Source organism: Candidatus Tenderia electrophaga (genome assembly GCA_001447805.1).
Taxonomy (GTDB): domain Bacteria; phylum Pseudomonadota; class Gammaproteobacteria; order Tenderiales; family Tenderiaceae; genus Tenderia; species Tenderia electrophaga.
On the sequence record CP013099.1, the window covers coordinates 393,256 to 419,423 of the forward strand.

The window sequence follows — 26,168 nt, forward strand, 5'->3', positions numbered from 1 at the left end:
TGGGAAAGGTTCATGGAGCTATTATGCTATTCATTTGGACCAAAATCCTCACCAAAAGGTCACGGCTTCATCAAGCTTTTTGCGGCAGTGAGAATGTTAAGCAGGTGCCGCGACCGGGTTCGCTTTCGGCCCGGATGTGGCCGCCATGCAGTTCGATGATACGTTTGACGATGGCCAGGCCGAGGCCGCCGGGGGCGCGCTTGCCGGTGTCACGGCCCTGGAAAAAACGATCGAAGACCCTGGCCAGTTCGGCGGCGGCGATGCCCGGGCCGCTGTCCTGAATCCGGACCTCACAGTTATTATCGACACGGCGCAAAGTGACTGTAATTCGGCCGCCGTGGGGAGTGAACTTAAGGGCGTTGCCGAGCAGGTTCTCAAACACCCGCGCGATAAGACCGATGTCACCCCAGGCGATCAGGTTTTCGGAGACGACGTCCAGGCGTATGGTGGTCCTGTTTGCCGCGGCCGGCAGCTGGAATTTCTGCAGCACCGCATCGTGGGCCAGTTCGGCCAAATTAAACGGCTCCCGTTGCGGCACGCTTTCTTGGGCCTCGAGCCGGGCCAGCTCGAACAGCTCGGCGATCAATTGATTGAGACGGACGCTGCTTTGTAGCGCCTGCTTGAGATAATGATCGCGCGCCTGTTGGTCCAGTTGCTCACCCTTCAATTCCAGCGTTTCCAGATAACCGTGCAGGATGGCGACCGGGGTACGCAGGTCGTGGGAGACGTTGGCCACCAGTTCGCGGCGCAGGCTGTCCTGCTGTTTCAGTTCATCCAGTTGGGTGACGATGCGCCGGGCCATCTGGTGAAAGGTGCGGCCGAGGCGGTCAATTTCGTCACGGTTTTTGGTGGCCGGGGTGAGGGCGTTAAAGCGGCTGAAATCACTTTGGCGAAACGCATCCATCTCCGTGCTCAGGCGGTCGAGGCGTTGCGTCAGGCGCCGGAATAGCCACAGGCCGGTAATCATGCCTGCCACCAGGCTGCCGCTTAGGGCCCAGCCGGTCTGCTTCCAGATGATGCTCTCCTTGATGAATTGTTCGGCATTGTCGTATTGCTCGCCCAGCAACACGACGTAGAGATAGCCCGCCGGGTTTTGCGCGCTGGGCACCGGTGTCACAGAAAAGATTTTTTGCCGGTCATGACTGCGCGGGTCGTCACCCAGCAAGGGCAATTCCTCGCCGCGCAGAAAGGCCTGAATCGGTGTGAGTGAGACCGAGCGACGCTTCACCCTGCCCGGATCGGCGGAGTAAGAGAGGATGTTGCCGTTGAGATCGAGCAGGTAGATCTCGATGCTGGGATTGATGACCATGTACTCCATGAAGGTCGCCTGTAGCGCCGTCTCGTTGATGCGTCCCGATTCCACCAGGTTGCGGTCGGCCACCAGATTTTTGGCGAGATCGAGATGGAGCGTCTGGTCGGTCTCTTGCAGATAGTATCGGGCCGCCGACAGGCTGAGCAGGGTGTAGAGCACGCCGACGCTGAGCAGCAGTGCCACCAAGGCTAAGGAGAGGCGGGCGTAAAGGGTAGGCAGCATCAGGCCTGGTGCTCATTGAATTTATAGCCTACGCCCCACACCGTCATGATGTAGCGCGGCTTGGCCGGATCGGCCTCGATCTTGCCTCGCAGGCGGTTGATGTGGGAGTTGACCGTGTGTTCATAGCCCGCGTAACTATAGCCCCAGACCTGGTCCAGCAGTTCGGCACGGTTGTAGACGCGGCCGGGACGCGCGGCAAAGTGCAGCAGCAGATCAAATTCCTTGGCGGTTAGCTCGATGGTCTTGCCCGCCAGGGTGACGCGATGCTTGTCGGGCTCGATCACCAGCTCGCCGCACTGTAACCGGCCCTGCGGCGCGACGCTGTGGAAGGCGTCCAGGCGGCGCAGTTGGGCCTTTACCCGCGCCAGCAGTTCCGGGAGGCTGAACGGTTTGGTGAGGTAGTCGTCGGCGCCGATCTCCAGCCCCAGTACCCGGTCCAGTTCCGATGATTTGGACGTGAGCATGATGATCGGCACCCGCGGGTCGTCCAGGCGCAGCTGTTTGCATACCGCCAGGCCATCCATTACCGGCAGCATGAGATCGAGGATGACCAGGTCGTAGTCTTTGTCGCGAAAGCGTTGCAGGCCGCTGCCGCCGTCAGTGGCGATGTCGGCCTGACAGTGAATGTCCTTCAGGTGCAGCCGCACCAGATCGGCGATTTCCGGATTGTCTTCGATGATCAGGATGTTGTGTTGCATGACGGCTCTCTCATTCGGTGTGTTGCGGGACGCGCTCAAACTTAGTCGGGTGCCGGGCTAAAACCTTGCGTATGTGTGGTTTCAGCGCGTCCCTGCGGCTGGGCGCACGTGGGCGCACTATAGACGCCGGGTGTTCACAGCCGGGTGGCGCAATTGTCACAAATCCTTCACAGCCGAAAAAAAAGTCGCAGGGGCATTGCAAGCCAGAATGAGAATAATTATCATTATTCAAAATTCTGACACTCAATTAAGGGGTATACACATGCTGAAGACACGAGTTTTGGCCCTGCTTGCCGGTCTGGCCACGGCATCGGTTTCCGGCTTCAGTTGGGCCGCCGAGGAGCTGGTGGTGTATTCGGGGCGCAAGGATAAATTCGTTGAGCCGGTGGTGGAAAGATTCACCCAGCAGACCGGCATCAAGGTGCTGCTGCACTCGGGTGAATCCACCGCGTTGCTGAACAAGATGCACATCGAAGGGGCGCGCACCCAGGCCGATCTCTACCTCAGCAACGACGCCGGTAACTTGCAAAAGGGCAGCGAGCTGGGTCTGTTTCAGGCCCTGCCGGGATCGTTGGTGGATGCGGTGCCGGCCAATCTGCGCGCTGCCGACAACAGCTGGGTCGGCCTGTCGGCCCGCGCCCGGGTATTGGTGGTGAATGAGGATGCCAAAGGGCTGGATTGGGTGACGTCGGTGTTCGATCTGGCCGATCCGCGCCTGCAAGGGCGCCTGGCCATCACTACCAGCGCCAATGAAAGTTATATCGCTGGGGCGACGGTCTACATGGTCGAGGCGGGCGCGGACAAGGTGCGCGACTGGCTCGAGGGTATGAAGGCCAATGTCGACGGCCAGGTCTTCAATAAGCACAGCAAGATCGTCAGCGCCGTGGCCAACGGCCAGAAAGACATCGGTCTGGTGAATCACTATTACATCTACCGCCACCTGGCCCAACAGCCGGGTGCCCCGATTCAGGTCCGCCTGCCCGACCAGGACGGCATGGGCGTGGCCTGGAACGTGGCCGGCGTGGCGGTGAGCAAACACAGCGATCAACAGGCGTCGGCGCAGAAGTTCGTCGAGTTCGTGGTCTCGCCCGAGGGGCAGAAGATCTTCGCCGAGGTGAATCGCGAATACCCCACCGTGCCGGGCGTCGCGGCGGCGCCCGAAGTGCCGGATGCCGGTAGCTACAAGGTCGCCGATGTGCCGATGACAAAGTTGGGCGAACTGCGTGACGCGACCATAGATCTGATCGAGTCGGTAGGCATGCCTTAGTCCGGCCGCTGCGCTTTTCTCCGCGTGTCGCGAAGGGATAAGCTGGTGAGAAATGCGGGCTAGAATCAGAATCGGGTCGCTTAGCTCCATGGCCGGGATCGTCGTGTTGACCGCGACGGTCCCGCTGTTGTTTGTGATCTACAGCAGTCTGCAGCTGTCCGCCGCGGCCTGGGCCGGTCTGTGGAGCAGCCGCCTGCCCGGATTGATGGGCAACACCCTATCGCTGGCCCTGGCGGTAGTCGTGCTGTGTTTGCTGCTGGCGGTGCCCAGCGCTTGGCTGACGGCAAGGCGCGAGTTTGTCGGGCGCACGCTGGCGATCTGGCTGCTGGTGCTGCCCCTGACCATTCCCACCTATGTCTTCGCCCATATCTACACCGTATTGCTGGAGCCCGATGGCTGGCTCGGGCGGGTCTGGCAGGCCGTGGCCGGCGAGGCGGCGGTGATCGACATCTACGGCCTGGGCGGCGCCGCCGTGATGCTGGCGCTGGCGACCTTTTCTTATGTGTTTTTGCTGGGCTACACCAGTCTGGTGGATGCGCGCCAGAGCCTGGAGGATGCGGCGCGCATCCACGGCGCCTCGCGTTGGCAGGTGTTTGCGCGCGTCACCCTGCCGCTGATGCGCCCCGCCCTGGCGGCGGGGCTGGTGGTGGTGGTATTACACACCCTGTCGGACTTCGGCGCCGTCAGCATGCTGCGCTACCAGACCTTCACCCTCAGTATCTACCTGCAGATGAGCGGCCGTTTCGACTACCACGCCGCCGCTGGATTGAGCCTGATCCTGGTCAGCATGAGCCTGGCCTTTCTGGTGTTGGAGCGCTTTTTCCGCCGCCAGCAGCGCTACTACGCCGGCGCCCAGAGCCGCTTCGTGCACCGCAAACCCGCCAGCCGCGGCGAGACCCTGCTGATCTGGGTGTGGCTGGGATTGGTTTCCCTGTTCGCCTTCATTATCCCGTTGTGTTGGATGCTGGTGTGGAGCTATGACGCCCTGCTGCGCGACATGATCGATACCCGATTTTGGGGCTATGCCTTCAACACCGGAATAGTATCGTTCACGGCGGCGACGGTGGCGGTGTTTCTGGCCCTGCCCATCGGGCTCTACCATACCCGCGCGCGCACTTGGCTGAGCAATATTTACGTGCAACTGTCCAGCATTGGTTTCGTGTTGCCGGGGCCGGTGGTGGCGCTGGGCGTGATCTCCTTCGTCATCGCCGTAATGCCGAATTTTTACGGTGGCTTTGCCGCCCTGATCATGGCCCTGGTGGTGCGCTTCCTGCCGCTCGCCATTCAGTCCCAGGAGGCGGCGCTGCAACAGCTGACGCCCAGCATCGAGCAGGCCGGCCGCATCCACGGCGCCGGTCCCTTGGAGAATCTGTGGCGCGTCATCCTGCCCATGATCCGCAACGGCATGGTCACGGCCTGGGTGTTGGTGTTTATCGACGTGCTCAAAGAGTTGCCGGCGACCCTGATGCTGCGCCCGGTGGGCTTCGATACCTTGCCGATCCGTATCTGGATCGAGGCCAGCGAAGAAATGCTGGAACTGGCCGCTCCCGCCGCCCTGGTGTTGGTCGTGGGCACCTTGCCGGCCCTGTGGATCATGATGCGCAGCCATGCCGTTAGGCATTAACACGCTGATCTGATTGATGATTGTCAATGCCTCTGCGGCCGTGGTCGGTATCATGAGTATAATCGCTCGCCAAGCTGGCACAGCGCTTGTTTTTGCTAGTCGGCGGGCGTATGTTTTTCCAAGAAGGTCTGAAGGAATGACCCGACAGACACCGTAGACACAAGGAGAGAACGAAATGAATACCAAGATTACGCGTGCTGCGATGGTTTCAGCGGTAGTGATGGGGATGGCCGGTTGCGCCAACATCAGCAACGAAGAGCTCGAACAGTTACGCGGCGATGTCAATGCTGCCGCCAGCAATGCGGAAGAGGCCAAACAGATGGCGGCCGATGCCAATGGCACGGCGCGTGACGCCAAACGCACCGCCGACCAGGCGCTGCAGACCGCGAATGAGGCCAAGCGCATGGCCAGTGACGCTCAGCAACAGGCCTCCGAGGCCCAGACTACGGCCGATGACACGGCCGAAAAGACCGAGCGCATGTTCAAGAAGAGCATGAGTAAATAGCGCGACGAGATGTTCGCGGTTGACGCCGGGCCGGCATGGGGACATGTCGGCCCGTATTTATGTCCGCTTTATATTCGAGGATTGCAGTAGCGATAACCGTTGAGTGTGGTGCCAGGCAACGGAAAACCGGAAACGTCGGTATGACTGCGGATGGTCTCACCCGTGGCGAGAGCGGCATCGCGTGCTGCGAACGGTCCGATAAGCAAGTGGCAGAGGCGGCCGTTAGTGACCAGGCTGGTTGAGATATCGTCCGGCAGGCGGCCGATGCGCTGAGCGATCATGTTGGCGTTGCCGACCTTGCTGAAGGCGCCAAGTTGCAGCCACCAGGTTTCGCCCGGGGCCAGGGCGGGAAAGCGCGCCGCCACCGTGCGCAGCAGCGACTCTTCGGCGCGCGTCGCCAGGATCTTGGTCGGAATGCCCTGCTGCTGTTCGGCCGCCAGGCCGGCCATGGCCCAACTCATTTCATCAAGGATGATATTGCTGGTATTGATCACGGCCGCCACCATGGTGGTGGTATGGCCGGAGTCTGGCGCCAGGTGTTGCTCCTGCAAGGGTTTGTGGGCTTCCACATACAGTTCGTCGGCGCGCCAACCGGCCTTAAACGGCTGGTTAATGATGCGCACCGGCGTTCCCTTGGGGACGCGCGCAAACAGCGTCTCGATATCGCCGGGATACATGCGGATGCAGCCATGGCTGACGCGCATGCCGATGCTGAACGGACGATTGGTACCGTGGATCAGATAGGACGAGGTGCCCAAACGCATGGCGTATTCCCCCAGCGGATTGTCGGGCCCGGGGGGCACGATCGCCGGCAGCGGGTCGCCGTCGCGGGCATGTTCCTCGCGAATTGACCGGGGCACCACCCAGCTGGGTTGAGTCCTTTTCTCGCCGATGCGGGTCAGGCCCATGGGCAGGTTGCGTCCTTCACTGCCGATGCTGATGGGGTGGGTGATCACCCGCGCTTGTTCCCCGGCCTGTGGTTCGGGGTAGTAGTACAGGCGCATCTCGGGCAGATTGATGACGATGCCCTGGCGTGGGGCGTCAGGGAGGATGAACTGGGTCGGCAGGGTGATCCAGGCGCCCTCCTGGGGCAGCCAGGGGTCGATGTCCGGATTGGCGGCGATGATGGCATTGTGGCCCACGTCGTGGCGCAGCGCCACATCGAGCAAGGTCTCGTCGCGAGAGGCACGCACCGCTGTCAGCTCGCCGATAAGGTGCTCGCCGGCGGACGGCATGGGATAGGTGCCCGCCGGGGCGGCTGTTGCCAAGCACAGCAGGAAAATACCCAGATAGACCGCAAGCGCTATGCTGGGATGGCGGTCGGGGTTGTTCAATTCTTTACTATTCAATGGATTAGTGTGGCGCATCAAAAACCGAGTGTATACGGGGTAAATGTGGGCCCCGTTGCTGACGATAATCTATAGTAGGCGAGAGGTGATTCAAACACTGCCTCACGGCCTGGAATTATCGAGGTTGAAGACATCCATGATACACCGTGTGACCCTGCTGCTGATGCTTTGTTCGTTGCTGCCGCTGCAAGCGCCGGCGCAAGACGAGGTCGAGCCTTGGGTCGTGATCGATACCCGGCAGCAGGCCCTGAAGGTGATGGTGGGCGATCATATCGAGCAGATCTTCGCCGGCATCTCGGTGGGCCGCGGCGGGACCGCAAAGCAGCGTTTCCAGGGCGACGGTCGTACCCCGAAGGGGGTATTTCGTATCGGCTGGATCAATCCGCGCAGTAAATATCACCTGTTTTTCGGTCTCGACTACCCCAATCTGGATCACGCCGAACGTGCCTTTGCCAGCGCCCAGATCGATTTCGACACCTATTACCAGATCAGCTCGGCGGTCCTGCACGGCCAGACCCCGCCCCAGAATACGCCCTTGGGGGGCTATATCGGTATTCACGGGCTGGGTTCAAATGATCCCCGTATCCACAAAACCCTCAATTGGACCCAGGGCTGTATTGCGCTCACCAATGAGCAGATCGAGCAGCTGGCGCGTTGGGTGAACGTGGGTACTCGCGTGGTGATTCTCTAATCGCGCGCCGCTTCCCGGTCCACCCTTTTCGCTTTCAGACTTGGATTTACCCGCCCGAATCGGTATAGTTAGCCGTTCAACCCGCACCGTCTGGGGGAGAGAGTTCTCTCAATCGAGGACCGCCGAAGGCGCAACCCGCCCGGAATCGCTCAGGCTTCAGGACCGCAGACGGTGGTTGACTCTGGAGAGCGGTCCCGCATTGACAGCGGGGTCCACCGAAGGGGTTAGTTCCGTCAGCGGAGCTTAAACTCTCAGGTTACCGGACAGAGGGGCGACAGATAAATTCTGAATTTATCTGTCGCCCTTTTTGTTTTTCAACAGGTAGCGATTCCGAGATGAGCCAAAGCAGTTACATCCCCGTCTTCGACCATTCCGGCCGGTCCAATGTCAGCCGCATGCCGACCTGGATCCGCCAGCAGTTGGGCGGTGAGGCCGCCTACGGCAAGACCGCCGGCGCGGTAAAACGTCAGGCCTTGCATACGGTGTGCGAGGAGGCGCGCTGCCCCAACCGAGCCGAGTGCTGGAGCCGCGGCACCGCCACCTTCATGCTGCTGGGCGATACCTGCACCCGCGCCTGCGGCTTCTGCAACGTCAAGACCGGTCGTCCCGACGGTCTGGACACGGACGAGCCGCGCCGCATCGCCGCGGCGGTGGCGGGCATGGGCTTGGACTACGTGGTGCTGACCTCGGTCAATCGCGACGATCGTGCCGACGGTGGCGCCGCCATCTTCGCCGAGACCCTGCGCCTGCTGCGTCAGCACAAGTCCGATATCGGCCTGGAGATTCTCACCCCCGACTTTCAGCAGGACCAACACCTTGCGATCGAGATGATTTGCAAAGCCGTCAACGGCGGTCAGTTGGTCTGGGGGCACAACGTGGAGACGGTGCCAGAGTTGTACAAAGAGGTGCGCAAGGGTTCCAAGTACGATCGGTCCCTGGATCTCTTGGCGCTGGCCGCGGTGCAGCCCGGAGTCGAGGCCAAATCGGCCCTCATGCTGGGGTTGGGTGAAAGCCGTGACCAGGTGCTGGCGGTGCTGCGCGATCTGCGTGACATCGGCGTGACGCGGGTCTCGCTGGGCCAGTATCTGCGTCCCAGCCGTTATCATCTGCCGGTCAAGGAATATCTGTCACCGGACAGCTTCAGCGAACTCGAGCGTGAGGCCCGCGCCATGGGCTTCGCCTGGGTCAAGGCCGGGCCCATGGTGCGTTCGTCCTATCACGCCGAAGAGGGCCACCCCGGATCATCGCAATCAAAGAAGGGATTCAATCATGCCAAGTAATACCCCGCTCTACGATCAGCATGTCGCCTGCGGCGGCAAGATGGTGGATTTCGCCGGTTGGAACATGCCGCTCAACTACGGCTCCCAGCTCGAAGAACATCACGCCGTGCGCAACGACGCCGGCATGTTCGATGTCTCCCACATGACTGTGGTCGATCTCAAGGGGGCGGGTGTCAAAGCCTTCCTGCGCCGGCTGCTGGCCAACGACGTGGACAAGCTCAAGCTTAGCGGCAAAGCGCTCTACAGCTGCATGTTGAAAGAAGACGGCGGGGTCATTGATGATCTGATCGTCTACTATCTCGATGATCAAAACTTCCGCATGGTGGTCAACGCCGCCACGCATGACAAGGATCTGGCCTGGATCGAACAGCAGGCGGACGGTTTCGACATGGACATCACCGAGCGCACCGACCTGGCCATGATCGCCGTGCAGGGCCCCAGCGGCCGCGCCAAGGCTCAGGCGGTGATGACGCCGGCGCAGGCCGAGGCCGCCGCTGAGCTGAAACCCTTCGTCGCGGCGGACGTGGAAGGTCTGTTCATCGCCCGCACCGGCTACACCGGCGAAGACGGGTATGAGATTATGGTGCCGGCCGGGCAGGCCGCCGAGTTTTGGCAAAAACTGCTGGCGCAGGGCGTGCGCCCCTGTGGCCTGGGCGCGCGTGACAGCCTGCGCCTGGAGGCGGGCATGAACCTCTACGGCACCGACATGGACGAAGGCATCAGTCCGCTGGAAGCGGGCCTGAACTGGACCATCGCCTGGGAACCGGCCGAGCGCGACTTTATCGGGCGCCGGGCCTTGGAGGAACAGCGTGGCAAGAACGGTCTGGCGAAATTCGTCGGCCTGGTGCTGACGGACAAAGGCGTGCTGCGCGGCCATCAGACAGTGCTGTGGAACGGCGACCCGGCGGGCGAGACCACCAGCGGCGGCTTTTCGCCCACGCTGGGCACCTCCATCGCGCTGGCGCGGGTGGCCGCCGAGGTGGGCGACACGTGCCAAGTGGAAGTGCGTGGCCGGCAGCTGGCCTGCAAGGTGGTCAAGCCGCCCTTCGTGCGCCACGGCAAGGCCTGTGTCGAGATCGATTAAATAATCAAGCCGCAGCGTGCTGCGAACACATAACCCGGAACAGACAAAAAGAGGATCGGAACAATGAGCGATATCCCCGCAAATCTGAAATACACCCGCAGCCATGAATGGGTCGAGGTGTTGAGCGACGGCACGGCCAAGGTCGGCATTACCGATCATGCCCAGGAGTTGCTCGGCGACATGGTCTTCGTCGAAGTGCCCGAGGTGGGTGCGGCGGTGGCGGTGGGCGAGGAGTGCGCCGTGGTCGAGTCGGTCAAGGCCGCCTCCGACGTTTACAGCCCGCTTACCGGCGAGGTGGTGGCGGTCAACGAAGAGCTGGCCGACAGTCCCGACCTGGTGAATCATCATCCCTACGGTGACGGCTGGCTGATGCAGATCAAGCTCAGCGAAGAGGGCGAGCTGGACGAGTTGCTGGATGCCGAGGCCTACGGCGAAGTGGTCGCCGAAGATGAGCACTAAATAGACCGAAGGGGAGAATATGACCCCCTTTGGCGATTCCGCCAATCAATACCACGACACCCGTTGATTAATATTTAAAGCTGGATTAAGCGATGCCATTCATTCCCCATACGGAACACGATGTAAACGAGATGCTCGACGCCATCGGCGTCGCCAGCATCGAAGACCTATTCGATGAAATCCCCGCCGAGCTGCGCATTGGCGGGCTGAGCGACGCCATCCCCGCCGGTCTCAACGAGATGGACGTGGCGCGGCTGATGCGCCAGCGTGCCGCCGGCGACGCCCAGGGCCTGAGCTTTATCGGTGCCGGTGCCTATGAGCACCACATCCCCCAGGCGGTGTGGGATATCGCCACTCGCGGCGAGTTCTACAGCGCCTATACTCCCTACCAGGCCGAGGCCAGCCAAGGCACCTTGCAGGTGCTGTACGAGTATCAGACCATGATGGCCAGCCTCAACGGTCTGGATGTCTCCAACGCCTCGCTCTATGACGGCGCCTCGGCGCTGGCCGAGGCCGTGTTGATGGCGGTGCGGGCGCATCGCAAATCCAAAGCCAAACGCATCCTCATGCCGAGCACGGTGCATCCCGCCTATCGCGCGGTAGTGAAGACCATCGTCAAGAATCAGGGCATCACCATCGAAGAGCTGCCCTATTGCAGCGCGGCCGGCAAGACCCTGGTGGAGGCGTTGAAAACATTCGAGGGCGACGACATCACCGCCCTGGTCATCCCCCAGCCCAACTTCTTCGGTGTGTTGGAAGACGTGGACGCGCTGGCCGGCTGGGCGGCCGACAACAACAGTCTGGCCATCGGTGTGGTCAATCCCACCGCGCTGGCCCTGCTCAAGCCGCCCGGCGAGTGGGGTGAAAAGGGCGTGGACATCGCCTGCGGCGAAGGTCAGCCCCTGGGGATCCCGCTGTCCAGCGGCGGACCCTATTACGGCTTCATGTGCTGTAAGCAGGCCCATGCCCGTCAGCTGCCGGGGCGCATTATCGGCCGCACGGTGGACCTCGACGGCAAGCCCGGCTTCGCCCTCACCTTGCAGGCGCGCGAACAGCATATTCGTCGTTCCAAGGCCACGTCCAACATCTGCACCAATCAGGGCCTGATGGTGACCGCCTCGACCATTTATATGGCGCTGATGGGGGCCGAAGGTCTGGAGCGGGTGGCGGCGCAGAGCATGGCCAACAGCCGGGCATTGGCCGATAAGCTGTGCGCCCTCAACGGCGTCGAGCGCGTCTTTAGCGGCACGGCCTTCCACGATGTGGTGCTGCGTTTGCCCCAACCGGTGGACCAGGTGCTGGCGGCCTTGGCCGACAAAGGCATATTCGGCGGTTATCCCATGGGCCGCTGTTATGCCGAATTGAATGACTGCATCAGTGTCAGTGCCACCGAAACCAAGACAGACGCCGACTTGGACGCCTACGCTCAGGCCCTGACCGACGTGTTAGGGGCGTAGCCATGGCCACAGTCGCTTTGCAAGGCCAAACGGTGCACACCATCGGCGAGCTGCCCGAAGTGGGCAGTGCGGCGCCGGACTTCAAGCTGGTCAACAGCAAATTGCAGGACAAGACCCTGGCGGACTACGCCGGCAAGAAGGTCTTGCTGAATATCGTACCCAGCCTGGATACCCCCGTCTGCGCCCTGTCGACCAAAAGGTTCAACCAATTGGCTGAAGGGCGGGGGGATGCGGTGATGCTGATGATCTCCTCCGATCTGCCCTTCGCCCAGAGCCGTTTCTGCGGCGTGGAAAAACTCAAAAATGTGCAGCCGCTGTCGCTGATGCGTTCGCGCAAATTCGCCAAGGACTACGGTGTGTTGTTGATCGACGGGCCGCTGGCCGGCATCACCGCCCGTGCCGTGGTGGTGATTGATGCGCAGGGTAAGGTGGTGCATGCCGAGCTGGTGGATGATATCGCTAACGAGCCGGATTACGATGCGGCGATGAAGTGTTTGTAAGACTTAAATTGTATGTACCGCAAAGGACGCGAAGGTACGCTAAGGTTATTTGCAGTGACTGCCTGTACTCTGCCGGAGTGGCAGAATTCACACCAAGCAGCAAGTGTTTAGCTTTGCGCGCCTGTGCCTCCTTCGCGGTAAATATTTCTAACACCCGAAATTAAACAGAGAGCTGTATATGCTGATTTTCGAACAATCCCGCAGTGGCCGCGTCGCGGCCGGACAGGTACCCGCCAAGGTGGAGGTGTCGGGCATTCCCGAGAACTTGCGCCGTACATCGCGCCCGACCCTGCCCGAGGTTTCGGAGATGCAGGTGGTACGTCACTACACCCGGCTGTCGCAGCAGAACTTCTCGATCGACACCCAGTTCTATCCACTGGGTTCGTGCACTATGAAATACAACCCGCGCATCTGCAACGCCATGGCGCTGCTGCCGGGCTTTGCCGGGCGCCATCCCGAGGCGCCGGATGCCTGCGGCCAGGGCGTGATGGCCTGTCTCTACGATCTGCAGGAGATGCTGAAAGAGATCACCGGCATGAAGGCCGTGTCCTTGATCCCGGCGGCCGGGGCCCAGGGCGAGTTCGCCGGCGTGGCCATGATCCGCGCCTACCACGATGCCCGCGGTGACTCGGCGCGCAGCGAGATCATCGTCCCCGACGCCGCCCACGGCACCAACCCGGCCACGGCGGTGATGTGCGGCTACAAGGTGAAGGAGATCCCCACCAAAGACGACGGCGATATCGACATCGAGGCCCTGAAGATGGCCGTCGGTCCCCAGACCGCCGGCATCATGCTCACCAATCCCTCCACCGTCGGGGTGTTCGAGCGCAAGATCAAAGAGATCGCCCAGATCGTCCACGACGCCGGCGGCCTGCTGTACTACGACGGCGCCAATCTCAATGCCATCCTGGGCAAGGTGCGCCCCGGCACCATGGGCTTTGACGTCATCCACATGAATCTACATAAGACCTTTTCCACGCCGCACGGCGGCGGCGGTCCCGGTGCCGGGCCGGTGGGCGTCAGTGAGCGTTTGATTCCCTTCCTGCCCATCCCCATGGTGGCCAAGCAGGGCGACGAGTTTCGCTGGCTGACGGAGCGGGATTGCCCGCAAAGCATCGGCCGCCTGTCCGCCTTTAACGGCAACATCGGCGTTCTCCTGCGTGCCTATGTCTATGCGCGTCTGCTGGGTCGCGAAGGTATGCATCGGGTGGCCGAATACGCCACCCTCAACGCCAATTACATGATGGCGCAGCTGAAAAAGGCCGGCTTCGACATGGCCTATCCCGAGCGCCGTGCCACGCACGAATTTATTTTGACGTTGAGGAAACAGGCCAAGCAGCACAACGCCACGGCCATGGATTTTGCCAAGCGCTTGCTGGACTACGGCTTCCATGCGCCCACCACCTACTTCCCCCTGTTGGTGCCGGAGTGTTTTTTGATCGAGCCCACCGAGACCGAGGCCAAGGACGTACTGGATGGCTTCGTTGCGGCCATGGCCAAGATCAAGGCCGAGGCCGAGCAGGACGTGGATCAACTCAAGGGCGCGCCTTACACCTTGCCTTCCCGTCGACTGGACGATGTGCGTGCCGCGCGCGAGCTCGATTTGACTTGGAAGGAAGAGGTGAGTGGCTAAACCCGGGAAGACCGGAATCGCCCGTATCATCGCGGCGACCGGTTATTCCTGGAACGGACTGCGTGCCGCCCTCAAATACGAGGCGGCCTTTCGTCAGGAATTGCTGCTGCTGGTGATTCTCGTGCCGGCGGCCCTATGGTTGGGCGATAACGGCATTGAACGTGCCTTGCTGATCGGCAGTTTGTTGTTGGTGCTGATGGTCGAGCTGTTAAACTCGGCGGTCGAAGCGGTGGTGGATCGCATCGGTCATGAGCATCACATGCTGGCCGGGCGCGCCAAGGACATCGGTTCCGCGGCAGTGTTCGTGGCCTTGGTCAACAGCGCCGTTATCTGGTTATTAATTTTATTTGAGTAATAAAGGAAAGAGATATGTCTGCACTGATTTGTGGTTCCTACGCCTTCGATAACATCATGGTTTTTCACGATCGATTCAAGAACCATATCCTGCCCGACAAGGTGCACATGCTGAATGTCTCCTTTCTGGTGCCCGATATGCGGCGCGAATTCGGCGGTTGCGCCGGCAACATCGCCTATAATCTGAAATTGTTGGGCGGCGAGCCCCTGCCCATGGCCACGGTCGGTAACGATTTCGAGCCCTACGCCCAATGGCTGGAAAAATGCGGTATCGCCTCTGACCACGTCAAGGTCATCCCGGACGCCTTCACCGGTCAGGCCTTTATTACCACCGATCTGGACGATAACCAAATCACCGCCTTTCATCCGGGCGCCATGGGGTTTTCCCACGAAAACAAGGTGGGCGATGCCGAGGGCGTCAAGCTCGGTATCGTCTCGCCCGACGGCCGCGACGGCATGATCGAACATGCGCGCCAATTCGCCGAGCTGGACATCCCGTTTATTTTCGATCCCGGTCAGGGTATGCCCATGTTCGATGGCAACGATCTGATGCGTTTTGTCGAGCAAGCCACCTGGGTCACCGTCAACGATTACGAAATGCAACTGCTGCAGGATCGTACTGGTAAGTCGCCCCATGAATTGGCCGAGCACGTCGAGGCGTTGATCGTCACCATGGGCGCCAAGGGCTCGCATGTCTATACCAAGCAACATCGCCTCGAGATTCCGGCGGCCAAGACCGAACAGCTGGCCGACCCCACCGGTTGCGGTGATGCCTATCGCGCCGGGCTGCTGTACGGCTTAATGCATGATATGGATTGGGAAACGACCGGACGCATCGCATCCTTGATGGGCGCCATCAAGATCCAGCATCACGGCACCCAGAATCACAGCTTTGACCGGCAGGCTTTCGACGATCGTTTTAACGAGGCCTTTGGGTATTACCTCTGAGGCGGGGCGACGCTGTTTATTTTCAGCAGTCTGAAGATCAGATCGAGCAACTGTTCCGACGAAAAGGGCTTGTGTAACCGGCCCTGAATACCTGAATGGACGAGGCCGGCCGCTGCGCCGGCCTTCTCATTTGTGGTGCAGAGAATGATGGGTAACTCGGGGCGCAGCGCCAGCAGCTGGCTGGAAAATTCCAAACCCGACAGCGACGGCATGGCCTGGTCGACCACCACGCAGTCGCATCGCTCCGGCGCTGTTTTGAAGCGCGCCAGCGCCTGGTAGGCGTCGGAATAGACTTCGGTTCTAAATCCGCGTGACTGCAACACTTCGCTCTGCAGTCCGGCGATGGATTCATCATCCTCCACGATTAAGATACACGCGCCATGGCCAAGCCGACTTTCCTGCAGCGGTTGGCGCGCATCCGCACGCGCGCCCGGCTGGGTGGGCGCAATGGGCAATAACAGGCGCACTGTGGTGCCATAGCCGACTATGGCGTCGACCAGGATATGGCCTTTGTGCTCGTGCACCATGCCGTGCACGGTCGCCAGTCCCATGCCGTTGTCTTCGCGCTTGCTGAAAACGGGGTCAACGATCTGGTCGAGTAGATAAGGCTCGATACTTTCTCCGTCGACGGCGACCGAGATCTCCACATGGTCGCCGTCGAATATTTCGCGGCAGGCGCTGCACTTGGTCTGGTAGCAGCTGACTCGGTTGACGCCGATGGTGATAGTGCCGCGCCTCTGGTCCAAGGCGTTACTGGCATTGAGGCAGACATTGAGCAAGGCATGATGTAATTGGGTCGGGTCGATTTCGACTTTGGGGATATCGGCTTCGATAGCGACGTTGAGTTCAATGGTCTGGGGTAAAGACGATCGCATCACCTTGGCGAGTTCCTTCACCAGCGGCGCCGGGTTTAGGGCGATGTCTTCGCTGGCTTGGCCACGGGAAAAGGCCAGCATTTGCGTAATTAGATCGCGCGCCTTTTCGCCTTCCATGACGACTTCGTTGAGATAACGGGCAATCTCCTCTTCGCCCATTTGGGTGACTGCATCCAGGGCCAGGTCGGCATATCCCAGGATGCTGGCCAGAATATTGTTGAAATCATGGGCGATACCGCTGGTGAGTCGTCCCAGCGCTTCGATCTTTTGGGCCTTGCGGATTTCCTCGTAGAGGCGCGCCTTTTCCTTCTTGGCGCGCGCCTTTTGCGTAATGTCCTCGCCCGAGCTGAAGACGCCGCATATCTGGTGGTTGGTGTCGTAGTGCAGGACATTGTGCCAGGCGATTAGATGTTGTTCACCGTCGGCACCGATGACTGCACTCTCATAGTATTCGATTGGCTCGCCGTCGCCCTTCATTAACTGACGGAAGACGGCCAATGCCTCAGCCCGATGCGTTTCGGGAACGCATGTTTCAAACCAGTTGCGTCCCAGCAATTGTCGTCTGTCATAACCGATGACTTTACAGGCCTGACAGCTAATCACGGAAATATTGCCCTCGGTGTCCAGCCCCACCATCATGAAGCGAGTCACATCAAGATAACGGCGTGCCAGATCGCGCTCTTCGCACGAGCCTTTTTCCAAGCCCGCCTGCTTGCTGATATCCGTGACAACCGACATCAGGCCGGTGAGTTCGCCGTTGTCATTGCGCAGATAAGCCCAATCGAGCCGAACAGGCAGTGGGCTGCCGTCCTTACGCCGGCCGGTAATGTAATAAGGCGTGGGCTTGGGCCGCCGGGCGATGATATCGGCCAGCTTAATACGTGCGTGCTCGCGCTCTTGCGGGTGGTACATCAAGTCGAAAGCGTTCATGCCGGTGAGTTCGCCGGTTTCATAGCCAAACATCTTTTGATTATTGGGGCTGCTGTAGGTGATGACCCCGTTGAGGTCGATTTCCGCTACACCGCCGCTGATGGCCGAGAGCAGTGAGTCGAGGCGTTGCTCGCTGGTTGTCATTGTAGAAACCTGAACTGTCTAGAGGGGGCTCTCTAAAAATCCGCTGAAGCCGCGCGTGCGGCGTTGCAAATGGACTCAAAATGCTCGTTTACTGTCGCTAGACTCTGCTTTTGCGCCCATGTGCGCCTTGCCATCATCGGCTTGATCGAATTTTTTATAGATGCCCTAAAATCACCTGATGACAACGATATCACGGCGCGGGGGGATGCGTGCAATCAGACCGCGGTGGCGCAGATTCGGGGCGTTGTTCAGCCTGTTTGAAACAAGCGGGCGGGTTCGATAAAGATGCCGGAGGCGACTCGATTGCGGCGTTGCTCCAACAGTTCAACATACAGCCCCTGCCGCTCTGTGGGGGTGACGCGCAGACGCAGACTGTCGATGCCGGGCTGCTCAACGGCCCGTTCCGGGCGGAACAGCAGGCCACAACTGTTGCCCGCCAGGGCCGCGCCGCGCAAGTCCTGCATGGCATGACGGTCGGCGTGATTGACCCAGCTGAGGACCGTGGCGCAGGTGCCGGCACGTAAGGCATGTTCCACGGCCCACAGACCGTTGCTGGTGGCATGGGGGTGAATCATCAGCACCTGGCCAAGGTCGATGCCCTCGGTTTGAAGTTCGGTCCTGGTGGGGGCGTTGGGCGGCGCAATCATGGCGAGCCAGCGCTTGGCCTGGCTCAGACGCGCCAGCGCCGGCCAAACCAGCGCCAGCGCCGGACGGCTGTCGTGGCTGCAGAAGATTTCAGTAATTCCACCCACCGGCCAGCCGCCCTGGGGCAGCATCACGTCTAACGCGGGATAACCGCTGCTGATGGCCGCGGACATGGGGCGGGCAAGGCCGCCGGGCTGGGAAAAGTCCAGACTGAGATTGACCGGGGGCATTATTCGGCCCCCTGGCGAATTACGCCGACGGCGATACCTTCGATAGCCAGCGACTGCTTGCGCAGATCGACACGAATCGGCTCGAAATCGGGATTTTCGGCCACCAGGGTGACGATGTTGCCGCGCTGTTTGAAGCGCTTGACGGTAACGTCGTCATCAAGCCTGGCGACAACGATCTGGCCGTTATGCGCTGTGGGGTTCTGGTGCACGGCCAGCAGGTCGCCGTCGCGGATGCCCACATCGCGCATGCTCATGCCGTGGACGCGCAGCAGGTAGTCGGCTTGCGGATGAAACATCTGCGGATCGATCTTGAGATGGTCTTCTATATGTTCCTGTGCCAGCAGGGGTTCACCGGCCGCCACCCGGCCGACCAGCGGCAGGCCGTTATCGGCCAGCAGGCGGATGCCGCGCGATGCGCCGGACATGAGCTCGATCACGCCCTTGCGCGCCAAGGCCTTGAGGTGGTCTTCGGCGGCATTGGCGGAACGAAACCCCAGCGCCTCGGCAATTTCGGCGCGCGTCGGCGGCATGCCGGTTTCGGCAATGAAGTCGCGAATCAGGTCGAGGATTTGCTGTTGTCTGGCGGTGAGCTTTTCCATCTTGGCGCATTCCTGAGTATCCATACAGTGTGCTGTAAGTATACACAGTGATGCGCCGGGTGCAAGCCCCGTGTACCGGGATGTTGCCGCTGCGGGCTAGTTCAAAAAACCGCGGGTGGCGGGGTCGATAACCGCCTTTTTCGGGGCTGTGGGGGCGACGGGTGCTTCGACGTCGTGCGGCATAATGGTGGTGGGCTGCAACTGCAGAATCTCGCCGTCCATGGAAAGATAAATATCCGATTCGATCAACATATCGCTTTCTGTAACCTCAGCGGAGGATCGTTGGGGCTCAGCGCCGCTGGTTGGCGTGTCGGCAATCATCGGGGCGGAGCGCGGGGTAGCGGCAGGCCGTGTGATTGGCGGCGTCACGCGGGTTTGCGGGGTGACGGCGGTTGGGTTTACGGGAGGCTGGGATGCTGCCAGCTGAGTCAGTTTATCCAGCGAAAAAGGGCTGCTCGCAAACAGCGCGCCCAAGCCGATGACGGTGGCGCCGATCAGGGTGTTGCGCAGCCCATGGCGTTGACGCGCGGGGGTGGCGCGCGCTGCATTGGTGTCCTGTTTGTGCGGCGCCGCGTTGCCGGGGGGCTTCGCCTTTATGGCGTGGGGCTTGGTTTCGGACACCACCGCCGGCTGGGCCAAGACCTGCGTCACCCGGGTTTTTTCCACCTGGTACACGGCGGCGCTGTCGGCAAAACTGTTATCCGATACTTCGTCCACCGTCGAACCCCAGTAGTCAGCCAGTGAGCAATACGTATTGCCCTGTTTGGTTTGGCTTACAGGCGCATCATCCGTTTCCTGGCTGGGCTCATTCGCCGGCGCACTGTCGGCCGTATCGCCTGTGGTCGCTTGCGCGGTTTCTTCCGCGGCAGGTGTGTTCATCTCGCGCAGTGCCAGATGCGGAATGGCACTGGCCAGGCCGCCGTCGAGTATAAAGGCGTCAAAGCCGTGCTGATTGAGTAGGAACGCCGCTACCGAACTGCGGCTGCCGTCATCGCAATAGACGATGTATTTGCGGTTGTGTTTCAGGCCTTTGAGCTTGAGGCGCAATACCGGCATGGGGATGTTGACGCTGCCAGGGATGCTCATGGCCTTGAACTCGTCCTGCAGGCGGATATCGATAAACAATCCGCCGGTGGCGGCCATGGCCTGGGCCTCATCCCAGTTGATGGCGCTGAGCAGGGGCTCGGCCAGCAGTTCGGCGAAGTCCTGTTTTGACAGGCGCATCAAGGTGCCGTCTTGCTGCATGGTGACGGTGGCGGCGCGTGCCGAGGTGGTGAGCAGGGATTCTTCGCCAAAGGCGTCGCCGGCACCCAGCTCGGCCAGTTTGATGGGACGTGCGCCGGCATCGGGCGTGCGCGACACGGTGGCGCGGCCTTCTTTGATGACGTAGTAAAAGTCGTCGTCAGCGTCCTGCGTTACGACGCGTTGGCCGGCGCGGACGTGTACTTCGTTCATGCGCTCTAGCAGGGTGTTGATTTGGGATTCGGAAAAACGCAACAGGCCGCGCGATTGCAGCAGGCGGTTCATCCAGGCGTGATCCTGGCCGGTGTCCATTTCATTGACCACATAGGCGTTGGGGTTGGTCCAGTTGAGGAACAGGTCGAGCATGTCGGCATCAAAGCTGATCAATACCGATTCTTCCAGGGCCCGGGCGGATACCTGGCCGGGCAGATGGCGACCGATCGGCTGATAGGCCTCCTGGCTGCCGCCTTCGATAATGGTTTTGTGATTGGCGCCGCGCAGCTCAACCTTGCCTTTAAGCAGGTAAAAGACCTGCTTGTCCATGTCGTCCTGATTGAATACCGGGGTACCGGGGGAAAGTTGGATGCTGATCGACGTGCGCAGCAATTCCTGAGCGTCCGCATCGCTTAATTTGCCCAGCGGGGCAAATTTTCGCACCTCAGTGCTGCTGATCATTTGGGCGGCTTGCTTCATGCTGTTCTCCGTAACGTGGCCTGAGCGTCACTATTTAGATTATGGCTCGAGGCCGAAAAGTAGCTTTATTCGCTAATGTTTTCGGTATCTTATTTGGATTACTTAGCCCCGAGTGTGAGCCCTGTCCCAGTTCCTATGTGAAAGGGTTGGCGAAAACCGATTAAATACTCGCGCCGGCATGTTTAACGGTCGTTTCGGCGTGCTCTATACATTGCTGTGTGAATTTTCTAAGCTGGGTGATACGCATCCCGCGTGCAAGATAAGGCGTGTTCTTTGAACCTGCGCGACGCAGGTAGGGAGGAAACATTATGTCGGAGCTTGCAGTTGTAATCGGTGGCTGGTATCAGGCGCCCGGCGGCCAGATTTTTGAAGTGGTGGCCCTGGACCCTGACGAGCAGAGCATCGACATCCAGTATTTCGACGGCGAGGTGGAAGAGCTGGATTTTGACACCTGGGAAGAGATGGTGTTGGAAGAGGCCCAGCCGCCCGAAGATTGGACCGGTGCCTTCGACGAAATCGAGCGTGACGACCTGGGGTACAGCGATACCGCCATGCGTCCGGAAAACTGGTCCGGCGCCCTGGGCGCCCTCGACGCCATGGAGTCCGAGGACTAAGCCAAACCTATGTCGACCCTGCAGGATTTGATTGCCGATATCAAGGCCGAGGCAAAGAGCGCGGCCTCATGGACCGGGGATACCGTCATCAGCGAACGGGTGTTGCGCGTGATGGCCGAGGTGCCGCGTGAAGAATTCGTCCCCCCCGAACTGCGGCACTCCGCCTTTGAAGACCATCCCCTGCCCATCGGTCATGGACAGACCATTTCCCAGCCCTATATCGTCGCCTTGATGACGGAGTTATTGCAGCTTACGGCCGATGATGTGGTACTCGATGTGGGCACCGGTTCAGGCTATCAGGCCGCGGTGTTGTCACGTCTGGCGAAACAGGTCTACGGCCTGGAGAATGTCGCGGCCTTGGCGCGGGAGGCCCGACAACGCCTGCGGCACCTCGGTTACAACAATGTCGAGGTCGCCTGGGGCAATGCTTTCGCGGGCTTGCCGCAATACGCGCCCTTCGACGCCATCCTGGTGGCCGCCGCGCCCGAACGGATTCCCGCGGCGCTGGTGGAACAACTGGCGCCGGGTGGCAGATTGGTCGTGCCGGTAGGCGCGCGTTACTACGGCCAGGATCTGAGGCTGGTGCGCAAGGACGCCGGGGGCGAGATCACGGTCAAAAGCATCTTGCCGGTCGCCTTTGTGCCCTTGATTGATCAGATCCTGAACGATGAGGCAATCTCGCCCTGAGCGCCGACCGCCGGCAATAGTGTTGATTAAATTAAAGTAATCCCCCACGCTGCAGGATAATAAAGGCATGACAGGGCAATCGGCGGCGTGAGACACGGAATGGCAATCGAAAAAAACCCCTTTGATGGTCTGGAACTGCTGGGTTCCGGCACCACCTTCAGCGCAAAGATCGGCGATATGTTGGAACGGGCCGATATGTTCCGGGACATGACGCGCCAGGAGGTGGATATCTTCGCCGGGTATGTGCAGGCCTATAACGCCCCGGTGGGCGCCGAAGTCTTGCACGAAGGCATGCGCGAGAGTTACATGTTCATCGTCGCTCAGGGCCGGCTGGATATTTTGAAACAGACCGCCGATTACGGTGAAAGCAGGAAGATCGCCACTGTCAGGGCGGGCAAGACCATCGGCGAAATGTCGCTGCTCGACGGTCTGCCCCATTCCGCCACCGCCCGGGTGGTGGAGCCCGCCGTGCTGCTGCTGCTGACCAAGAGCCGCTTCGAGCAGGTCGTCGCCGAACAGCCCGAAGTGGCCTTGAAGATGATCCGCAAAATGGCCACGCTGATGAGCCTACGTCTGCGCCAGACCAGCGGTGTGCTGATCGATTACCTCAAGAGCTGATTGTATTCATTTGCACGCGTGGCCAGTCGCAAACTACACGTCATTCTGCATATCTCCGCCGACGAGTATTTGAAATTCTACAGCGGGGCTGCAAGCACTGTCGTGGCCACGACGCGCAACGGCCTGAGCATCGAATTCCCCGCCCATATCCTACGCCCGTATGTACGCCACGATGGCATTCACGGCGAGTTCGTGATTGAATTCGATGACAACAATAAGTTCGTTGCCATCGATAAGCTTCAATAATCCATCAAGGTGAATCAATGAATCAGATGCAGCGCCTGCTTGAGGTGATGGCCGCCCTGCGTGATCCGCAGCGTGGCTGTCCGTGGGACCGGCAGCAGACCTATCGCACCATCCTGCCCTACACCCTGGAAGAGGTCTACGAAGTGGCCGAGGCCATCGAACAGAACGACATGGCCGCCCTGCGCGAAGAGCTGGGTGATCTGCTGTTCCAGATCGTCTTCTACGCCCAGATGGCCAAAGAGGCGGGCGAGTTCGACTTTGCCGACGTCGCCCAAGAGATCGGCGACAAACTGGTGCAGCGTCACCCCCACGTCTTCGCCGATGCGGATATTGCCGACGCCGAGGCCCAAACCAGTGCATGGGAGCAACACAAAGCGCGCGAACGCCACGCCAAGGCCGCCGCTGAACAGCGTGACCCGAGTGTGCTGGACAACGTCCCGCAGGCCCTGCCGGGGCTAATGCGCGCCATGAAACTGCAGCGCCGCGCCGCCCGAGTCGGCTTCGACTGGCCCGATGTGGAGCCGGTGCTGGCCAAGATCGAAGAGGAGCTGGCCGAAGTGCGCGAGGTGATGGCCAACGGCGCCGATCCGGACAAACTGGCGCACGAGGTCGGCGACCTGATCTTCGCCTGTGTCAATCTCGGCCGCCATGCCGGCGTCGAGCCGGAAACGGCGGTGCGCGGCGTCAACCGCCGCTTCGAAAACCGCTTTCGCCGCGTTGAGCAACTGGCGCGGCAGCAGAACCAAACCCTGGCGCGGCTGTCTCTGGAAGAGATGGAAACATTGTGGGACCAGGCCAAAGCCGAGGAGGCGACAGCGCGTGAGAACTAAGATATTGAAACTGTTATGGCTGACGCTGCTGTTGCCCACGCTGGTTTGGGCCCAGGATGACACACTGCACATCGTCTACTCCGGCAATATCGACGGTGAACTGGAGCCCTGCGGCTGCAGCATCGAAGGCAATTCCGGCGGTATCCTGCGGCACTCCACGACCTTGAAAAAGCTGCGCGACGAACATCCGGGCCTGTTCGCCCTGTCCGGCGGCGGCATGGTGGTCAGCATGGTGCCGCAGGACAAGCTCACCGGCGAATACATCCTCAAGGGGTTTGCGACCTTGGACTACGATGCCGTCGCGCTGCAGTGGAACGATCTGGCCTACGGGGTGGAATTTGTGCGCGACCGCGGCCTGCCCTGGGTGGCCAGCAATTGGTCCGGCGACGCATTTGCCGACGCCAAACAGATCAAGCGCGACGGACATACACTGTTCTTCTTCGCCTGGATGGATCCCGCCCAATCGCCCCAAGCCGCCATGCAGGGTGAACACAAACCGGTCAGTGATGACTTGGACGGCCTCGCGGCCCGACTGCAACAGGCACAGCAGCGAGGCCTTACCGTGCTCTCCACCACGTTAACGATGGAGCAGGCCCGGGCCCTGCCGCTGCAATATGTCGATATCCTGCTAATCCGCGCCGCCTACGAAGAATTCGGCCAGCCGCACATGCGCGACGGTACGCTGGTGCTGCAGCCGGGCTCCCGCGGCATGCGCCTGGGGCAGCTGACCCTCAGCCTGAACGAACAGGGACGCATCGCGGACTTCCAGCACCGGGTCATCTCCATGCCGCCGGCGGTGGCAGACGATCCGGCCTTGCTGGCCTGGTACGAGGAATACAATGCCACGGTCAAGGCGGCCTATCTCGAACGGGTCAAACTGCGCAAGGCCATGAGCTCGGGCGAAAGCCCCTTCGTTGGCGCAGAGCGCTGCCAAAACTGCCATCAGCAGACCCATGACATCTGGCGCGAGAGCCTGCACAGCGACGCCTTTTACAAGCTCGAACAGGTCAACAAGGCCTTCGATCCCGCCTGCATCAAATGCCATACCGTTGGCTTCGAACAGGCGGGCGGATTTATCGACACCGACGCCACGCCGCACCTGATGAATGTGCAGTGTGAGAATTGCCACGGCGCCGGGCGTGCCCATGCCGAGTCGGCGGGTGTCGAACCGTTGGCCAATCAAGATTGGCAACCCGAGCGCATGTGCGCCCAGTGCCATGTGCAAAAACACAGTCCGGCGTTTGATTTCGACAGCTATTGGCCGCGCATCAAGCACCCCGTCGTCAAATAGGGCTTGACAGTGCCCGCTGAATGAATGCAAATTAAAAACCATGATCGACTTCAAGGCAAAACAAAACGTGATGGCACGCGTATGTGTGTGGCTGCGACTGCACGCACCGGCGTCTGCGCGCTTTGGAGAGCTTGATTGGTGGTAACGTAATTTAATCAGCAGTTTTCTGAAAGGCCGCAGATTTGCAAAAAATCTGCGGCCTTTTTCGTTATGGGCATGTGAAAATAAACAGGTGAAATCATGTCGGTACCCGCCGCGTTTACGGGCATTATTCTGATTTGGGCCACCACGCCGCTGGCCATCAAGTGGAGCAGCGAAGAGGCCGGTTTTCTGTTCGGCCTGACCGCACGCATGGTGCTCGGCGCAGCGATCTGTGTCGCCCTCATCGCCCTGCTGCGCGTGCCGTTTCACTGGCACCGTGATGCGCGTCACACCTATCTCGCCTCCGGGCTGGGGCTGTACGGCGCCATGATGTGTGTCTATTGGGGTGCGCAATACATCAGCTCCGGGCTGGTATCGGTGGTGTACGGCCTGTTGCCCATGGTTACCTTCTTCGTCGCCGCCTTGGTGTTGGGCCACTCCCTGTGGCAGCCGGACAAACTGCTCGGTGCGCTGCTGGGGTTCGCCGGTTTACTGGTCATCTTTCAACCGCAGGACAGGGTCAGCGCCGCGGCTGCGTTGGGGATCGCTGCGGTGTTGGCATCGGCCACCATCCACGCCCTGAGCATGGTGCGCATCAAGCAGATCGGTGCCGATCTGCACGCCCTGTCGGTGACCGGCGGCGGACTCATGGTGGCGGTGCCGTTGTATGTGATCACTTGGTTGCTGTTCGACGGCCATCTGCCCACCGCCGTATCGGAGAAGACCGTATCGGCGATTGTCTATCTGGGGGTGATGGGATCGGTGGTGGGGTTTGTTGCCTTTTATTATGCGCTCAAGCACGTCTCCGCCAACGCCATTGCCTTGTTGACGCTGATTACCCCGGTATTGGCCTTGAGCCTGGGGCACTGGCTCAACCATGAGCCGCTGCAGCCCGAGGTGATCGCCGGGGCCGCCTGCATCCTGTTGGGCCTGGCGCTGCACAACTGGGGCGATAAATTTTTCGCTCGCAATGAAGAAGCCCCTTGAATTCGTGTGGCGA

27 protein-coding genes are annotated in these 26,168 nt (G+C 60.6%); 20 read left to right on the plus strand and 7 right to left on the minus strand.

Annotation, left to right across the window (positions count from 1 at the left end; translation table 11 throughout):
- Nucleotides 1–70 precede the first annotated feature (70 nt).
- Nucleotides 71–1,534: a hypothetical protein gene (locus tag Tel_01825; protein ID ALP51977.1), complete on the minus strand. Its 1,464-nt coding sequence runs from the start codon at nt 1,532–1,534 to the stop codon at nt 71–73.
- Nucleotides 1,534–2,232, minus strand: coding sequence for a two-component system response regulator (locus Tel_01830; GenBank protein ID ALP51978.1), 699 nt, complete (start codon nt 2,230–2,232; stop codon nt 1,534–1,536). Before Tel_01830 ends, Tel_01825 begins: the two co-directional genes overlap by 1 nt.
- A 262-nt stretch (nt 2,233–2,494) precedes the next feature.
- Between Tel_01830 and Tel_01835 the strand changes: the two genes are divergently transcribed.
- The 3 genes from Tel_01835 to Tel_01845 all read left to right on the plus strand — a co-directional run bounded on the left by Tel_01835 (nt 2,495) and on the right by Tel_01845 (nt 5,628).
- Nucleotides 2,495–3,499 (plus strand): hypothetical protein, encoded by a 1,005-nt coding sequence (locus Tel_01835; protein ALP51979.1) that lies wholly within the window; start codon nt 2,495–2,497, stop codon nt 3,497–3,499.
- Nucleotides 3,500–3,587: 88 nt separating this feature from the next.
- The gene (locus Tel_01840) at nt 3,588–5,123 is read left to right on the plus strand and encodes a hypothetical protein (GenBank protein ID ALP51980.1); all 1,536 of its coding nucleotides are present in this window, start codon (nt 3,588–3,590) and stop codon (nt 5,121–5,123) included.
- Between the two features lie 175 nt (nt 5,124–5,298).
- Nucleotides 5,299–5,628 (plus strand): hypothetical protein, encoded by a 330-nt coding sequence (locus tag Tel_01845; protein ALP51981.1) that lies wholly within the window; start codon nt 5,299–5,301, stop codon nt 5,626–5,628.
- A 68-nt stretch (nt 5,629–5,696) separates the two neighbouring features.
- Here the strand turns inward: Tel_01845 and Tel_01850 are convergent, their stop codons facing one another.
- Nucleotides 5,697–6,962, minus strand: coding sequence for a hypothetical protein (locus tag Tel_01850; protein ID ALP51982.1), 1,266 nt, complete (start codon nt 6,960–6,962; stop codon nt 5,697–5,699).
- 178 nt (nt 6,963–7,140) lie between these two features.
- Here Tel_01850 and Tel_01855 point away from each other — a divergent pair, with 178 nt between their 5' ends.
- The 9 genes from Tel_01855 (at nt 7,141) to Tel_01895 (ending at nt 15,383) form a co-directional block, all read left to right on the plus strand.
- Nucleotides 7,141–7,668 (plus strand): hypothetical protein, encoded by a 528-nt coding sequence (locus Tel_01855; protein ALP54696.1) that lies wholly within the window; start codon nt 7,141–7,143, stop codon nt 7,666–7,668.
- A gap of 335 nt (nt 7,669–8,003) precedes the next feature.
- A complete protein-coding gene (locus Tel_01860) occupies nt 8,004–8,948 on the plus strand; it encodes a hypothetical protein (GenBank protein ALP51983.1) in 945 nt (314 codons plus the stop codon).
- On the plus strand, nt 8,938–10,032 hold the full coding sequence (gcvT, locus tag Tel_01865) for a glycine cleavage system protein T (GenBank protein ID ALP51984.1): 1,095 nt from the start codon (nt 8,938–8,940) through the stop codon (nt 10,030–10,032). The genes Tel_01860 and gcvT overlap by 11 nt, the downstream gene beginning before the upstream one ends.
- A gap of 63 nt (nt 10,033–10,095) precedes the next feature.
- Nucleotides 10,096–10,491: a glycine cleavage system protein H gene (locus tag Tel_01870; protein ID ALP51985.1), complete on the plus strand. Its 396-nt coding sequence runs from the start codon at nt 10,096–10,098 to the stop codon at nt 10,489–10,491.
- A gap of 92 nt (nt 10,492–10,583) precedes the next feature.
- Complete coding sequence (locus Tel_01875; protein ALP51986.1) at nt 10,584–11,948, plus strand: glycine dehydrogenase; 1,365 nt, start codon at nt 10,584–10,586, stop codon at nt 11,946–11,948.
- Between the two features lie 2 nt (nt 11,949–11,950).
- Nucleotides 11,951–12,448 (plus strand): thiol peroxidase, encoded by a 498-nt coding sequence (locus Tel_01880; protein ALP51987.1) that lies wholly within the window; start codon nt 11,951–11,953, stop codon nt 12,446–12,448.
- Nucleotides 12,449–12,626: 178 nt separating this feature from the next.
- On the plus strand, nt 12,627–14,081 hold the full coding sequence (locus Tel_01885) for a glycine dehydrogenase (protein ID ALP51988.1): 1,455 nt from the start codon (nt 12,627–12,629) through the stop codon (nt 14,079–14,081).
- Nucleotides 14,074–14,436, plus strand: a complete 363-nt coding sequence (locus tag Tel_01890; GenBank protein ID ALP51989.1) for a diacylglycerol kinase — start codon at nt 14,074–14,076, stop codon at nt 14,434–14,436. Before Tel_01885 ends, Tel_01890 begins: the two co-directional genes overlap by 8 nt.
- A gap of 14 nt (nt 14,437–14,450) precedes the next feature.
- Nucleotides 14,451–15,383: a sugar kinase gene (locus Tel_01895; GenBank protein ALP51990.1), complete on the plus strand. Its 933-nt coding sequence runs from the start codon at nt 14,451–14,453 to the stop codon at nt 15,381–15,383.
- Here Tel_01895 and Tel_01900 read toward each other — a convergent pair.
- Nucleotides 15,374–17,332 carry a hypothetical protein gene (locus Tel_01900; GenBank protein ID ALP51991.1) on the minus strand — a complete coding sequence of 653 codons (1,959 nt, stop codon included), beginning with the start codon at nt 17,330–17,332 and terminating at the stop codon, nt 15,374–15,376. The genes Tel_01895 and Tel_01900 overlap by 10 nt on opposite strands.
- Before the next feature lie 69 nt (nt 17,333–17,401).
- Here Tel_01900 and Tel_01905 point away from each other — a divergent pair, with 69 nt between their 5' ends.
- On the plus strand, nt 17,402–17,593 hold the full coding sequence (locus Tel_01905) for a hypothetical protein (protein ALP51992.1): 192 nt from the start codon (nt 17,402–17,404) through the stop codon (nt 17,591–17,593).
- On the opposite strand, the gene Tel_01910 is transcribed toward Tel_01905, so the two are convergent.
- The 3 genes from Tel_01910 to Tel_01920 all read right to left on the minus strand — a co-directional run bounded on the left by Tel_01910 (nt 17,581) and on the right by Tel_01920 (nt 20,741).
- Nucleotides 17,581–18,207 (minus strand): hypothetical protein, encoded by a 627-nt coding sequence (locus Tel_01910; protein ALP51993.1) that lies wholly within the window; start codon nt 18,205–18,207, stop codon nt 17,581–17,583. The two genes, Tel_01905 and Tel_01910, sit on opposite strands and share 13 nt — an antisense overlap.
- A complete protein-coding gene (locus Tel_01915) occupies nt 18,207–18,806 on the minus strand; it encodes a LexA repressor (GenBank protein ID ALP51994.1) in 600 nt (199 codons plus the stop codon). Before Tel_01915 ends, Tel_01910 begins: the two co-directional genes overlap by 1 nt.
- A 96-nt stretch (nt 18,807–18,902) precedes the next feature.
- A complete protein-coding gene (locus tag Tel_01920) occupies nt 18,903–20,741 on the minus strand; it encodes a hypothetical protein (protein ID ALP51995.1) in 1,839 nt (612 codons plus the stop codon).
- Nucleotides 20,742–21,049: 308 nt separating this feature from the next.
- Here Tel_01920 and Tel_01925 point away from each other — a divergent pair, with 308 nt between their 5' ends.
- The 7 genes from Tel_01925 to Tel_01955 all read left to right on the plus strand — a co-directional run bounded on the left by Tel_01925 (nt 21,050) and on the right by Tel_01955 (nt 26,155).
- Nucleotides 21,050–21,355, plus strand: a complete 306-nt coding sequence (locus Tel_01925) for a hypothetical protein (GenBank protein ALP51996.1) — start codon at nt 21,050–21,052, stop codon at nt 21,353–21,355.
- A 9-nt stretch (nt 21,356–21,364) separates the two neighbouring features.
- On the plus strand, nt 21,365–22,042 hold the full coding sequence (locus tag Tel_01930; GenBank protein ID ALP51997.1) for a protein-L-isoaspartate O-methyltransferase: 678 nt from the start codon (nt 21,365–21,367) through the stop codon (nt 22,040–22,042).
- 99 nt (nt 22,043–22,141) lie between these two features.
- Nucleotides 22,142–22,660 (plus strand): hypothetical protein, encoded by a 519-nt coding sequence (locus Tel_01935; GenBank protein ID ALP51998.1) that lies wholly within the window; start codon nt 22,142–22,144, stop codon nt 22,658–22,660.
- 18 nt (nt 22,661–22,678) lie between these two features.
- A complete protein-coding gene (locus Tel_01940) occupies nt 22,679–22,906 on the plus strand; it encodes a hypothetical protein (protein ID ALP54697.1) in 228 nt (75 codons plus the stop codon).
- Between the two features lie 26 nt (nt 22,907–22,932).
- A complete protein-coding gene (locus Tel_01945; protein ALP54698.1) occupies nt 22,933–23,736 on the plus strand; it encodes a nucleoside triphosphate hydrolase in 804 nt (267 codons plus the stop codon).
- Nucleotides 23,737–23,740: 4 nt separating this feature from the next.
- A complete protein-coding gene (locus Tel_01950; protein ALP51999.1) occupies nt 23,741–25,027 on the plus strand; it encodes a hypothetical protein in 1,287 nt (428 codons plus the stop codon).
- Nucleotides 25,028–25,267: 240 nt separating this feature from the next.
- Complete coding sequence (locus tag Tel_01955; GenBank protein ALP52000.1) at nt 25,268–26,155, plus strand: multidrug DMT transporter; 888 nt, start codon at nt 25,268–25,270, stop codon at nt 26,153–26,155.
- The last annotated feature ends 13 nt before the right edge of the window (nt 26,156–26,168 follow it).